This window comes from Rhodococcus sp. 2G (genome assembly GCF_001886355.1).
Classification (GTDB): Bacteria; Actinomycetota; Actinomycetes; order Mycobacteriales; family Mycobacteriaceae; genus Rhodococcus; species Rhodococcus pyridinivorans.
In genome coordinates this window covers 564,854-577,311 of record NZ_CP018063.1, presented here as the reverse complement: position 1 = coordinate 577,311, position 12,458 = coordinate 564,854, and the positions used below count along the sequence as shown (strand labels likewise).

General features: G+C 68.1%; 14 protein-coding genes. 9 read left to right on the top strand and 5 right to left on the bottom strand.

The genetic code is table 11. The annotated features are described in order from the left end of the window. The first annotated feature begins 183 nt into the window (after positions 1–183). Together BO226_RS02740 and mug are read left to right on the top strand one after the other, a co-directional pair. Positions 184–1,569: a carotenoid oxygenase family protein gene (locus tag BO226_RS02740; protein ID WP_064060637.1), complete on the top strand. Its 1,386-nt coding sequence runs from the start codon at positions 184–186 to the stop codon at positions 1,567–1,569. 25 nt (positions 1,570–1,594) lie between these two features. Next, entirely contained in the window at positions 1,595–2,161 is a 567-nt protein-coding gene (gene mug, locus BO226_RS02735; protein WP_006550594.1) for a G/U mismatch-specific DNA glycosylase, read from the top strand. 1 nt (position 2,162) lies between these two features. Here the strand turns inward: mug and BO226_RS02730 are convergent, their stop codons facing one another. Continuing rightward, positions 2,163–2,504, bottom strand: a complete 342-nt coding sequence (locus BO226_RS02730) for a DUF1330 domain-containing protein (RefSeq protein WP_006550595.1) — start codon at positions 2,502–2,504, stop codon at positions 2,163–2,165. An 87-nt stretch (positions 2,505–2,591) separates the two neighbouring features. Between BO226_RS02730 and BO226_RS02725 the strand changes: the two genes are divergently transcribed. Continuing rightward, positions 2,592–3,371, top strand: coding sequence for a helix-turn-helix domain-containing protein (locus BO226_RS02725; RefSeq protein ID WP_006550596.1), 780 nt, complete (start codon positions 2,592–2,594; stop codon positions 3,369–3,371). A gap of 85 nt (positions 3,372–3,456) precedes the next feature. Then, on the top strand, positions 3,457–3,672 hold the full coding sequence (locus BO226_RS02720; protein WP_026061451.1) for a hypothetical protein: 216 nt from the start codon (positions 3,457–3,459) through the stop codon (positions 3,670–3,672). Positions 3,673–3,679: 7 nt separating this feature from the next. Here the strand turns inward: BO226_RS02720 and BO226_RS02715 are convergent, their stop codons facing one another. Both BO226_RS02715 and BO226_RS02710 read right to left on the bottom strand, forming a co-directional pair. After that, on the bottom strand, positions 3,680–4,204 hold the full coding sequence (locus BO226_RS02715; RefSeq protein WP_039586329.1) for a 2'-5' RNA ligase family protein: 525 nt from the start codon (positions 4,202–4,204) through the stop codon (positions 3,680–3,682). Then, a complete protein-coding gene (locus BO226_RS02710; protein ID WP_228045102.1) occupies positions 4,204–4,953 on the bottom strand; it encodes a CPBP family intramembrane glutamic endopeptidase in 750 nt (249 codons plus the stop codon). The genes BO226_RS02715 and BO226_RS02710 overlap by 1 nt, the downstream gene beginning before the upstream one ends. Before the next feature lie 281 nt (positions 4,954–5,234). On the opposite strand from BO226_RS02710, the gene BO226_RS02705 reads away from it, so the two are divergent. Continuing rightward, positions 5,235–6,932 carry a fumarate hydratase gene (locus BO226_RS02705; RefSeq protein ID WP_019288028.1) on the top strand — a complete coding sequence of 566 codons (1,698 nt, stop codon included), beginning with the start codon at positions 5,235–5,237 and terminating at the stop codon, positions 6,930–6,932. 147 nt (positions 6,933–7,079) lie between these two features. Here BO226_RS02705 and BO226_RS02700 read toward each other — a convergent pair whose 3' ends face one another. After that, a complete protein-coding gene (locus BO226_RS02700) occupies positions 7,080–7,472 on the bottom strand; it encodes a hypothetical protein (RefSeq protein ID WP_006550601.1) in 393 nt (130 codons plus the stop codon). A gap of 221 nt (positions 7,473–7,693) precedes the next feature. Between BO226_RS02700 and uraD the strand changes: the two genes are divergently transcribed. From uraD to pucL, 3 genes are read left to right on the top strand one after another with little or no spacing between them, the layout of a single operon-like run. After that, complete coding sequence (gene uraD / locus BO226_RS02695) at positions 7,694–8,200, top strand: 2-oxo-4-hydroxy-4-carboxy-5-ureidoimidazoline decarboxylase (RefSeq protein WP_006550602.1); 507 nt, start codon at positions 7,694–7,696, stop codon at positions 8,198–8,200. Beyond that, on the top strand, positions 8,197–8,520 hold the full coding sequence (uraH, locus tag BO226_RS02690) for a hydroxyisourate hydrolase (RefSeq protein ID WP_006550603.1): 324 nt from the start codon (positions 8,197–8,199) through the stop codon (positions 8,518–8,520). The genes uraD and uraH overlap by 4 nt, the downstream gene beginning before the upstream one ends. A 5-nt stretch (positions 8,521–8,525) precedes the next feature. Continuing rightward, positions 8,526–9,446, top strand: a complete 921-nt coding sequence (pucL, locus tag BO226_RS02685) for a factor-independent urate hydroxylase (protein ID WP_006550604.1) — start codon at positions 8,526–8,528, stop codon at positions 9,444–9,446. Between the two features lie 30 nt (positions 9,447–9,476). Here the strand turns inward: pucL and BO226_RS02680 are convergent, their stop codons facing one another. After that, a complete protein-coding gene (locus BO226_RS02680) occupies positions 9,477–10,940 on the bottom strand; it encodes a PucR family transcriptional regulator (RefSeq protein ID WP_232238041.1) in 1,464 nt (487 codons plus the stop codon). 141 nt (positions 10,941–11,081) lie between these two features. On the opposite strand from BO226_RS02680, the gene BO226_RS02675 reads away from it, so the two are divergent. Then, positions 11,082–12,455: an 8-oxoguanine deaminase gene (locus BO226_RS02675; RefSeq protein WP_033097281.1), complete on the top strand. Its 1,374-nt coding sequence runs from the start codon at positions 11,082–11,084 to the stop codon at positions 12,453–12,455. Positions 12,456–12,458: the final 3 nt, after the last annotated feature.

Sequence of the window (12,458 nt, the reverse complement as noted above, 5' to 3'; positions counted from 1 at the left end):
ACCTTCCCCTAACGTCGCGGCCGTGCGGCCGCACTATCAGTCCTGCACGTAGGCAACAACCCTATCCGATGCACGGTCCCCGTCCGTGGGTGTGGGATCGGGCGCGCCGAATCACGAACCGATCGCCCTTCCTGGTCCTACGATTGCCCCACAGAAGAATCGCCTCCACCGAAGCGAGTCGTCATGCAACGTCCGGCGCCTGTCGACCTGGCACACCATCCGCATCTCAGTGGCCTGTTCGCGCCTCAACGCGAGGAAGTGGACGTCCGCGAGCTGGAGGTCCACGGGGAACTGCCCGCAGATCTGCACGGAAGCTATCTCCGCAACGGACCCAATCCGCGCTTCGACCCGATCGGTCACTACGTCTACCCGATCGACGGCGACGGCATGGTCCACCGCGTGCAGATCGCCGGGGGCACCGCGCGCTACACGAACAGGTTCGTGCGGACCCCGCAGGTCGTCGCGGAGGAGAAGGCCGGTCGCGCGCTGTGGGCCGGCATCACCGATCCGTACTTCCCTCCCGAGGAGGAGGTCGGGCCCGACCTGGCGAACACCATGCGCGAGCTGCCGGACATCAACATCGTCCGGCACGGCGGGCGGCTCATGGCGATGGCCGAAGCGGCGCCACCGTACACCTTGGGTTCCGACCTCGAGACGCTCGGACGCGAGACCTTCGACGGAACCCTGCCGGTCGGGCTGACGGCGCACCCGAAGATCGATCCGCACACCGGCGAGATGGTCGCCTTCTGCTACATGCTCGACCCGCCGTATCTGACCTGGTCGGTGGTCGCACCGGACGGGACGGTGACGCGCGCGCCCACCCCGATCGACGGCATGGACCGGCCGTTGATGATCCACGACATGGCACTGACGCCGACCTATGTCGTCCTGGTCCTGGCCCCGCTCGTGTTCGATCTCTCGCAGATCTTCTCCGGCGGGTCGCCGCTCGACTGGAAGCCGGATCTCGGAACGCGTGTCGCGCTCGTCCCCCGCGACGGCGGCGCGGTGCGGTGGTTCTCGACCGACACGTTCTGGATGTGGCACACCGCCAACGCCTTCGACCTGCCCGACGGCGACGTCGCGCTCGACTACGTGGAGTGGGCGTATCCGGGCGCGTTGACCGAGAAGGCAGGTCCGAACCGGTCCGTCCTGCGACGCGCCGTGATCGGTCGCGACGGGGTGACCCGCACGACCCTGCACGAACGAGACATCGAGTTCCCCCGCATCGACGACCGGTCGATGACCCTCGGCCACTCCGTCGTCGCGACCATCGGGCGCAGCAGGTCGCAGAAACTCCCAGCGGGAGCAGCTGATTCGCTCTTCTGGTTCGATGTGGCGTCCGGGACCGAAGCAGTCTGGGCACACGAGACCCTCTCCCCCGGCGAACCCGCCTATCTCTCGGGTGATTCGGGCGGCTACTGGGGCGCGATCGCCACCGACCGCGCGGACATGACGAGTTGGTTCCTCGTCTTCCCCGAGACCGACCCGGCCTCGGGGCCGATCGCGCGGGTCCGTCTGCCGATCCGTGTCCCGGCCGGCCTGCACGGAGCCTGGCTCCCGCCGGACTGAGCGTCGCTCCGGCTAGTTTGGGTGGATGGGTTTCACACGAGCCGAACTCGAGTCCTTCCGCGATGCGGTGATCCCCGATCTCGTCGCGCCCGGTTGCCGCCTGTTGTTCGTCGGCATCAATCCGGGATTGTGGACCGCGGCGACGGGAGCCCACTTCGCGCGGCCCGGAAATCGCTTCTACCCCGCCCTGTTCCGTGCCGGCATCGTCGACCGGCCGATCGACGCGTCGTCCGGTATGAGCGACGCCGACCGCGATCACCTGCTCGAGCGGGGTGTCGGCATCACGAACCTGGCGCCGCGTGCGACGGCCCGCGCCGACGAGCTCACCGACGAGGAACTGCGTGAGGGCGGACGCCATCTGGCGCACGTGGTGGCGGAGTTCCGCCCTCGCGCCGTGGCGGTCGCGGGCATCACCGCCTACCGCGCGGCCTTCGGCCGGCGCAAGGCGAAGGCCGGGCGGCAGGACGACACGATCGGTGACGTCCCGTTGTGGGTGGTGCCCAATCCGAGCGGGTTGAACGCCCACGAGACGGTGGAGTCGCTGGCGCGGGCCTACGCCGAATCGGCCCGGGCGGCCGGCATCCTGTCCTGAACTACCGCTGAGCGCCGAACACCTTGTCGAGGAAGTGGGTGGCGCGGTAGCCGGGCGGTGTGCCCTGCACGACGACCGCCCATCCCTCGGAGTTCTCGGTGCGCAGCGGGAGGATCGCCTGGTACTCCGGGGATTCGTACCAGGACCGGGCACGGTCGACGTCGGGGAATTCGATGATCACGAGGTTCCCCTCGAAGGGTCCTTCCATCCCTTCGGGGTCGACGCCGTGGACGAGGAAGCGTCCGTCGTACGGGGCGAGGGTGTCGTCGATGGTCTCGATGTACCGGACGATGTCGTCGTTGAGGTCGACGTTGCGGAGATGAGCCACTGCGTATGCGTTCATGGGGACCACCCTGCGCCGCGTCGTGCACGGAATCGATTACCCCGGAAGTAATGGTGACCGTTCCCCGCCGGCTCTACTGTCGGGTGCATGACCACGGTCGACACTCCCCACGCCGGCGCCCTGCTGCGGGCATGGCGCGAGCGCCGCGGCCTGAGCCAGCTCACCCTGGCCCATACCGCCGGCATCTCGTCGCGGCATCTCAGCTTCGTCGAGACCGGCCGGTCCCGCCCGTCACGCGCGACCGTGCTGAAGCTGAGCGACCGGCTGGACATCCCGCTGCGCGAACGCAACACCATTCTGGTCGCGGCGGGACATGCGCCTGTCTACCCCGAGCATCACCTCGGCGATATGCCGATGGCGGCGATCTCCGACGCGATCACGCGAATCCTGTCGTCGCACCACCCCTTTCCCGCACTCGTCGTCGACCGGCACTGGACGATGGTCGATTCCAACGACGCCGTCGGGGTGTTCGTCGAGGGGTGCGCTCCGGAACTGCTGGAACCGCCGATCAACGTGCTGCGACTGACTCTGCACCCGCGGGGACTGGCGCCGCGCATCGTCGATCTCGGGCAGTGGCGCGGTCATCTGCTCGCCCGGCTGCAACACCAGATCGGTGCGACCGCCGACCCTGTCCTGCTGCGCCTGTACGACGAACTCGCCGGTTATCCCTGCGACGATCCGGTGGAGGAGATCGAACCGCATTCGCTGGTCGTGCCGATGCGGTTGCGGACCGAGGCCGGCGAGTTGTCGTTCTTCAGCACGACCACCCTCTTCGGGACCCCGCTCGACGTGACGGTGTCGGAACTGGCGATCGAGGCGTTCTATCCCGCCGACGAGGCGACGGCCCGGGTCCTGAACGGATCGTGATCGCCGAATCGGCCGATCACGAACGGTTTCCGCGCTAACGTGGGAGGTGCGCGTCTGCCGAGCGGATCATGCGGAGGACACCGACATGAGCACTGCGAAATGGTGGGTTCTCGATCAGCGGGAGTCCGGCTTCGCCCTCGAACACCGCCCCAGCGGCGACCTCGTACTGATGAACACCGCGACGTCGGAAGAACACGTCCTGCACGGCTACGTGTGGAAGCACTGTCCGCACTTCGGCCTGCAGATCCAGAGCGAGGGCCCACCCCCGTACGGACCGTGGGTGGAGAACCCCGAGGAGTGAGTTTCCCTCACGGGATCATCCGTAGCGGCGTGTGCTCGCCGGTGGCGGTGTCGATCAGCACCGCGCGATCGAGTGTCGCTTCGATGGGCAGCACGTCGTAGACGACCGCGCCCAGACGATCGAGTTCCTCACGCCGGGTTCGGGGACTCAGCGAACAGTGCGGGGTCCAGCGTCCCGGGACGTAGTAGCGGTGCAGGTCCGCTCCCGTCGTCTCCACGACCCGCACGACGCGGTCCTGTCGCTGCACGAGTTCGGACGAGGGGGCGGGCACGAGCGACGCCCGGCCGCGCCGGAACAGTCCGAGCGTGTCGATGTAGACCGGGACCGGTCCCCCGTCGGGCACGCCCTCGAGGGCCGAGACGACGGCGGCCCGGTCGTAGGTCCGCAGTACCGCGTACGACAGGTGCGGCACGTGCTTGCGGTGCGTGTGGGTGAGCAGGGTCGGGATGCCGCTCTCCTCGAGCCGGCCCCACAGGCGCCGGATCGCGCGGTCGGTCTCGGTGTCGAACAGGAGACAGACCGCCAGCGCCATCAGTTGAGTGTGGCGTGCCAGACGAGCGCGGCGGCGAGGGCACCGGCGCCGTTGAGCGACCAGTGCAGGGCGATGGGCGCGAGGATGCTGCCGCTGCGACGACGCAGCCACGTGAAGACGAAGCCCGCGGCGGCGGTCGCGATCACCGCGCCGACGATGCCGGCGATCTGCGCGAGCAGCCCGGCACCGAGGAAGGCGCTGAGGCCGGCGTTACCCGCCGTGAGACCGAACGACGAGGCGACGTGCCACAGCCCGAACAGCAGGGATCCCGCGGCGAAGACCCCGCGTGCGCCCCACACTCGCTCGAGGGTTCCGTGGAGCACCCCGCGGAAGGCGAGTTCCTCGGGGATGACGGTCTGGAGCGGGATGATGATCATCGAGGCGACGAGGGCACCGGAGATCGTGGCGTAGCGCTCGGAGAGGAAGAACTGCCTGGTGAACGGCAGGGCGATGCCGATCGCCACCACCGCCAGGACGAGGGCCACGGCTGCTACCGAGTAGAGCGTCCCCTTCTTCCAGTGCCGGGGTGAGAGGCCGAGTTCCGACCAGCGCATGCCGCGTCGACGCATCATCGCGACCAGCACGCATGCTGCGATCGGCACGGTCGCGATCGACGCCCACGCCGTGGTGAAGTGGGCGATCAGGTTGGTGGTGACGAGCACCGCGATCACGACGGCGAGATCGATCCAGGCGTGGAAACGGGAAAGCCAGGCCAGCGACGGCAGGCGTCCGGTCTCGGGCGAGGGCAACCGTTCGATTTCTACGGTCACGTGCGATCCCTCCGGAAACTCTCGAACATCCGGTCAAGTGTACGGATCGGGGCCTGCCGGCCGCCGTGACGGCGAACACTCCGGCCTCGACTCCCTTGCGGGATTTCCGGTCGTCGGCGACATAAACACGCCGCCGAAAGTCGCGAGACGCAGGTCACATCGAGTTTGCAGGTCGAGTCCGTCACATGCCCCGTTGTCAAGGCCTTGCGCCGGCGCCGCTAACGTGTACGGCGATCACCAGCCCTCTTCCAGGAGAAACAATGGCCGACTTCCTCTACGAGGACCTGCTGCCGATCGGGGAAGACCCCACCGAGTATCGGTTGCTGACCACCGAGGGGGTGTCCACCGTCGAAGGACCCGACGGCCGCACCTTCCTGAAGGTGGAACCCGAGGCCCTGCGCCTGCTCACCGAGACCGCGCTGCACGACATCTCCCATTACCTGCGCACGGATCACCTGAAGCAGCTGGCGAGCATCCTCGAGGACCCCGAGGCGTCGAACAACGACAAGTTCGTTGCGCTCGACCTCCTGAAGAACGCAAACATTGCCGCCGGCGGCGTGCTGCCCATGTGCCAGGACACCGGCACCGCCATCGTCATGGGCAAGCGCGGCCAGCAGGTGCTCACCCCGGGTGACGACGAGGAGTCCATCGCGCGCGGTGTGTACGACGCGTACACGAAGTTGAACCTGCGGTACTCGCAGAACGCCCCGCTGACGATGTGGGACGAGAAGAACACGGGCAACAACCTGCCGGCGCAGATCGAGCTGTACGCGGACACCGCGAAGGGCCACGAGAACGCCTACAAGTTTCTGTTCATGGCCAAGGGCGGCGGATCGGCCAACAAGTCGTACCTGTACCAGGAGACGAAGGCCATCCTGAACCCGGACTCGATGATGCAGTTCCTCGAGGCCAAGATCCGGTCGCTCGGCACCGCGGCGTGCCCGCCCTACCACCTCGCGATCGTTGTCGGCGGCACCTCCGCCGAGTTCGCGCTCAAGACGGCCAAGTACGCCTCGGCGCACTACCTCGACGAGCTGCCCACCGAGGGTGCCATCACCGGCCGCGGCTTCCGCGATCTCGAACTCGAGAAGAAGGTCTTCGAGCTCACCCAGAAGATCGGCATCGGCGCGCAGTTCGGTGGCAAGTACTTCTGCCACGACGTCCGCGTCGTCCGCCTGCCGCGCCACGGCGCGTCGCTGCCCGTCGCGATCGCCGTCTCCTGCTCGGCCGACCGCCAGGCCAAGGCCAAGATCACGCCCGAGGGTGTCTTCCTCGAGCAGCTCGAGTTCAACCCCGGTCAGTTCCTGCCCGAGGTCACCGACAGCCAGCTCGACTCCGAGACGTCGGGCGTCTCGGGCACCGGCAAGGGTGCCGCGGTCAAGATCGACCTCACCCGGCCGATGCCGGAGATCCTCGCCGAGCTGTCCAAGCACCCGGTCAAGACGCGCCTGTCGCTCACCGGTCCGCTGGTCGTCGCGCGCGACATCGCACACGCGAAGATCAAGGAGCGCCTCGACCGTGGTGAGGAGATGCCGCAGTACCTGAAGGATCACCCGGTCTACTACGCCGGTCCGGCGAAGACCCCCGAGGGTCTGGCGTCGGGTTCGTTCGGCCCGACGACGGCCGGTCGTATGGACTCCTACGTCGACCAGTTCCAGGCCGCCGGTGGCTCGATGGTGATGCTCGCGAAGGGCAATCGCTCCAAGCAGGTCACCGACGCATGCCACACGTACGGCGGCTTCTACCTAGGTTCGATCGGCGGTCCGGCCGCGCGTCTGGCGCTCGACTGCATCAAGAACGTCGAGGTCGTCGAGTACGAAGAGCTCGGCATGGAAGCGGTCTGGAAGATCGAGGTCGAGGACTTCCCCGCATTCATCGTCGTCGACGACAAGGGCAACGACTTCTTCGCGCACACCGGCGAGGTCACGCTCACGGTCGGCAAGCGACCCGGTCTGTAGACCCGACTCGCTGTAGACGCACTATCCCGAACGGCCCGGCAGGATTTTCTGCCGGGCCGTTCGCGTTCGGGTGGATGTGCGCACCGTGCGGACAGAAACACGCTGCCGGAGCGTGTGCTCATGTCCACAGGACGAGCAAATTCGGACTCAAGCAGCGCAGGTATGCGTCCGCGCGAGCACCGCGGGCGACTGCACGACCACCTGCTGCAGGAAGTCGAGGACGATGCCTGGTGCCGGTTCGGCGCCGGGTGTGAGCACCGCGCACAGTGCGCGGTACTGGTCGTCGCTCATCACGGGCGCGATACGGAAATGCGTGGTCATCGCGAGCGTGAAGTCGATCCCGAAGTCGCGGGCGCGGACCTGCAGCTGCGGACCGTGCTCCCCCGCGATCAGGCAGACGTCGAAGACGGCCCGTCCGGCGGTGTGCTCGAACGATGCGGCCGGAACGTTGTTGCGGACCATCTGCCGGTAGAGAGGTCGCAGTCCGCCGAGCACGACCGGCGGAAGCGTCACTGCTCGAGGACGGTCGGCGGTGAACATGTGATCACTCCTTCAACCCTGCGACCCCACCCGGGTCGCCCACTTCTTCTGGAATAAATCCAATAACTGGAACTATTCCAGAAAAACGTTCAAGACGCAACCACCTCGTTGGCCGATCATCCAACCGGCGCACCCGCGGCGAACCGAACTCTGTAGCGCTTGCACCTCCCCCGCCGCACGCCCACCGGACAGTATCGAATGCACCGACGAAAGGAGGGTCCGTGCAGCTCACAACGGCCCGGTTCGATGCGATGCCCGAGGACGAGGCCGTCGCTCTGTTGCTCGACTGCTGTTCGAGCCGGACATGGGCACACTCCGTCGTCGCAGCGCGCCCGTTCGGTTCGCGCACCGTGCTGCTCACCGCCGCCGCTGCCGCGGCCGAGAACCTCGACGGTGACGACCTCACCGACGCCCTCGCCGGCCACCCGCGCATCGGCGAACGCAGCGAACACGCTGCTTCCCGTCGCGAGCAGTCCGCCGTCGCCACGGCCGACGCCGACATCCTCGACCGGCTCGCCGCCGGCAACCGTGAATACGAGGAACGGTTCGGGCACGTCTACCTCGTCCGCGCCGCCGGCCGCACGGCCCCGGAACTGCTGGAGATCCTCGAGCGTCGCCTCGACAACGACCCGGAGAGCGAGAAAGCCGAGATGCGTGCGGCGCTCGCCGAGATCACCCGACTCCGCCTCGAGCGGATCGTCATCGAGACCGCAGGGAGCCGCGCATGAACACCCTGAGTACCCACGTGCTCGACGCGACGGCCGGTGCCCCCGCGGTGGGGTTGCGCGTCGCCCTCACCGATACGCACGGAACCTCGTTGGGCGCCGGTGTCACCGACGACGACGGTCGTCTCACCGGTTTCACCGATCCATTGCCCGAGGGCACCTACCACCTGACCTTCGCCACCGGTGACTGGTTCTCGCGCCGCGGAGTCGCGTCCTTCTATCCGGAGGTGACCGTCACCTTCCGTATCCCGGAGGGCAGCAGCCACTTCCACGTGCCGCTCCTCCTGTCGCCCTATTCGTATTCCACCTACCGCGGGAGCTGACCACCATGACCGAACTGACCGGCAAGATCGTCCTCGGACCGCACCGCTACGGCAAGGCCGAGAATCGGGTGGTGCGCATCGTGCGCGACACCGACCGGCACGAGATCCGCGACCTGAACGTCTCGTCCTGCCTGCACGGCGATTTCGACGCCGCACATCTCGAGGGAGATCAGGGCACGGTGCTGCCCACCGACAGCCAGAAGCAGACCATCTACTCCTACGCCAAGGAGAAGGGCGTCGAGTTCGTCGAGGAGTACGGCCTCGCGCTCGCGCGGCATTTCGTCGACGACGTCGAACCCGTCCGCTCGGCGCGCATCGAGATCGAGGAGTACGCCTGGGAGCGGGTCGTCGTCGACGGCGCCGAGCACGACCACACCTGGACGCGCAAGGGATCCGAGGTCCGCACCGCCGCGATCACCGTCGAGGGCACCGGGACCGACCGACGCGAATGGGTGGTCGGCGGCCTGAAGGATCTCGTCGTCCTCAAGTCCACCGGCTCGGAGTTCCAGGGCTTCCTCACCGACCCGTACACGGTTCTCGAACCGGCGGAGGATCGCATCATGGCGACGAGCCTCCAGGCGCGCTGGCGGTTCGCATCGACCGACGTCGACTGGGACACCGTCTACGCGGGCGTGCGCGCCACCCTCCTCGAGGTGTTCGCGAACCTGCATTCGAAGGCCCTGCAACAGAGCCTGTACGAGATGGGCCGCGCCGTGCTCGAGCGGTACCCATCGATCGCCGAGATCCGCCTGTCCGCACCGAACAAGCACCACTTCCTCTACGACCTGGCACGTTTCGGAGTCGAGAACGCCGGTGAGGTCTTCCACGCCGACGACCGGCCCTACGGACTGATCCAGGCGAGCGTGCTGCGCGAGGACGCCCCCGATGCCGGCATCTCCTGGGAGCCCTACACCGGCGCCATGTGACCACTCACGCGGCACGACAACGGATACCGCTCACGCGAGAGCGGGTTCCAACGAACGCAGCGCGAGATACAGATCGAAGCGGTCACCGGTGCGCGCGAGGGAACGCCCGGTGAGCGCTTCGACTCGCCCGATGCGGTAGCGGACCGTGTTCAGGTGCACGTGCAGTCGATCGGCCGCGCGCCGCCACGATCCGTCGCAGTCGAGGAATGCCTCGAGGGTCGCGAGCAGACCCGCGTCGGTGCGTCGGTCGTGTTCGACGACGTCCCCGAGCAGCCGGTCGGCGTAGGCGCGACGCAGTTCGTCGGGCAGGGTCGACAACAGGTCGAGCGCCGAATCGAGTTCGGCACGTCGCACCGACACCGGACCCGGATCGTTGTGTGCTGCAGCGCATGCCGATGCCGCCGCGCGGACCGCGCCGGCCGGGTCGTCGTCGGAACTCTGCCCGCCGACACCGACGAACATCCGGTCGCCGCGCAACGCCGGCGCGAGACGCCCGAGGCGTCGGCTCAACAGCCGTGCCACGTCGACGTCGCTGCCGATCGCCGGGGCGACCACCCTGTTCGCCGCGTCGATCGACGTGACCGCTCCGTCCAGGACGTCCTCGACGAGACCGCGTAGGACGTCCGGCGAGATCCGGCCCTCGGCTTCGGCCACCACCGCGACCCGCGAGTCCGCAGCGCGCACGGTCGGGGTCCGGTCGGTGATCTCCCATGCCACCCGGCGCCGTTCGTCGCGCCGGATCCGATCGAGAGCGACCACCGCGGCGAGTTCGGAGAACGCCTCGACGCACTCCGGTCCGCTCTCGTCGTGCCGGATCACCAGGAACCACGCGTCGATCCGGTCCGTCAGTCCGCGTCCCACCGGCAGGACGGTGAAGTCACCGTCGAGCCGCAGTGGAAAGCGGTCGGCGGTCAACGCTGCTGCGGTGATCCGGTCGAGTTCGGCGTCGTCGAGCTCAGCACCTCCTGCGACCGTCACGCCTGTGGAGGTGATCAGCGCCGATTCCACCCCGAGCTGCTGCGCGAGTCCGTCGAGCAGCTCCCCCACACTCCGACCGTCGGCGACGGCGGCGAGCCATTGCCGCTGCCGTGCCAGTCCCGTCTGCAGACGATCCATCCGGGCTCCGGCCATATGCCCGGTCATGTATTCGATGACCCGGCTGAACGGCACCTCGTCGGGCACGACCAGCAGCGGCATGCGATGTCGTGCACACGCCTCGATCACGTCGTCGGGTACCCGGCCGTGCAGGGCCTCGCCGGCGGCCATCGCCGTCACCCCCGCTCGGACGAGCCGTTTGACGAACAGGTCGGAGTCCTCGACGGAGCGTCGCCACACCAGGCCGGTGAACACGAGCGAGCCTGCGCTGACGTAGCGCGTGGGGTCGGGCATGTCGGTGGTGCACGCGCGCAGCACGGGACGGCTCAGGGCCTCCGCGTCGCCGTGCAGTACACCGATTCCCAGCCCCGGCGCCTCCACCACATCTCGAAGAAGCACGATGTTCACCTCCTGGTGACGGTCTTGGACGATCGCACAGTACGAGCCGCGGATTTCCGAGGTGTTTCGTGCGTGCTGCCGCAGAGGTACATCTGTTCGGCGCAGTTGACTGAAGACTCCCGACGATCCGAGGAGTCGACTATGCACGCGCATCCCACCACCCGGCCGCTCGTCATCCGCGGCGCACACGTGGTGAGCATGGACGCCGCCCGCGCCGAACACCGCGACGGTTATGTCGTCGTCTCCGGCAACCGGATCGTCGCGGTCGGGTCGGGCGAACCGACCGGCTACGACGATGCGCAGATCGTCGACGGCACCGGTTGCGTGCTCACCCCCGGCCTGATCAATACCCACCACCACCTGTACCAATGGATCACGCGTGGGCTCGCCGCCGACCACACCCTGTTCGAATGGCTCACCACCCTCTATCCAGTCTGGGGTGGCATCGACGCCGACGCCGTGCACGTCGCGGCCAAGGGCGCACTCGCGCATCTGGTGCGCACCGGATGCACGACCAGCACCGACCACCACTACGTCGTGCCCCGCGAGGGCGGTGACGTCTTCGGCGCGGAGATCGCCGCAGCGGCCGAGGTCGGTATCCGCTTCCATCCCTGCCGCGGGTCGATGGACCTCGGTGCGAGCGCCGGGGGTCTGCCGCCCGATCACATCGTCGAGGACATCGACGCGATCCTCGAGGGCAGCCGCGAGGCCGTCGACCGCTGGCACGATCCGTCGTTCGATTCGATGTTGCGGGTCGCGCTCGCGCCGTGCTCGCCCTTCTCGGTGACCGGTGAGCTGCTGAAGCAGTCCGCGTTGCTCGCCCGCGATCTCGGGGTGCGGCTGCACACCCATCTCGCCGAGACCCTCGACGAGGAGGACTTCTGCCTCGAGAAGTTCGGATGCAAGCCCGTCCAGTACATGGAGTCGCTGGGCTGGACCGGACCCGACGTCTGGTACGCGCACGCCGTGCACCTCGACGACCGTGACATCGGTGTGCTCGCCGCGTCGGGTACAGGTGCGGCCCACTGCCCCACCTCGAACGCCCGGCTCGGTGCCGGCATCGCCCGCGCCGCCGACCTCTACGCCGCGGGCGTGCCGCTCGGCCTCGGCGTCGACGGTGCCGCGAGCAACGAGTCGTGCTGCATGCTCGAAGAGGCCCACCACGCCGCACTGTTCGCCCGTGCCCGCAGCGGCCCCCGCGCCATGACGGTGCGGCAGAGCCTCGAACTCGCCACCATCGGCGGCGCCCGGGTCCTCGGACGCGAGGACGAGATCGGATCGATCGAGCCCGGCAAGCTCGCCGATCTGGCGTTGTGGCGGATCGACGGCCTCGCCCACTCCGGCATCGCCGACCCGGTCGCGGCCCTCGTCCTCGGCAGCACACCGCCTCTCGAACTGCTGTTGATCAACGGCCGTGAGGTGGTCGTCCGCGACGAGGTCCGGACCGTCGACGAGGACGTCGTGGCACGGCAGGTCGCGGCGGAACACGCCGCGCTGGTCGCCAAGGCGGGGTGAAGG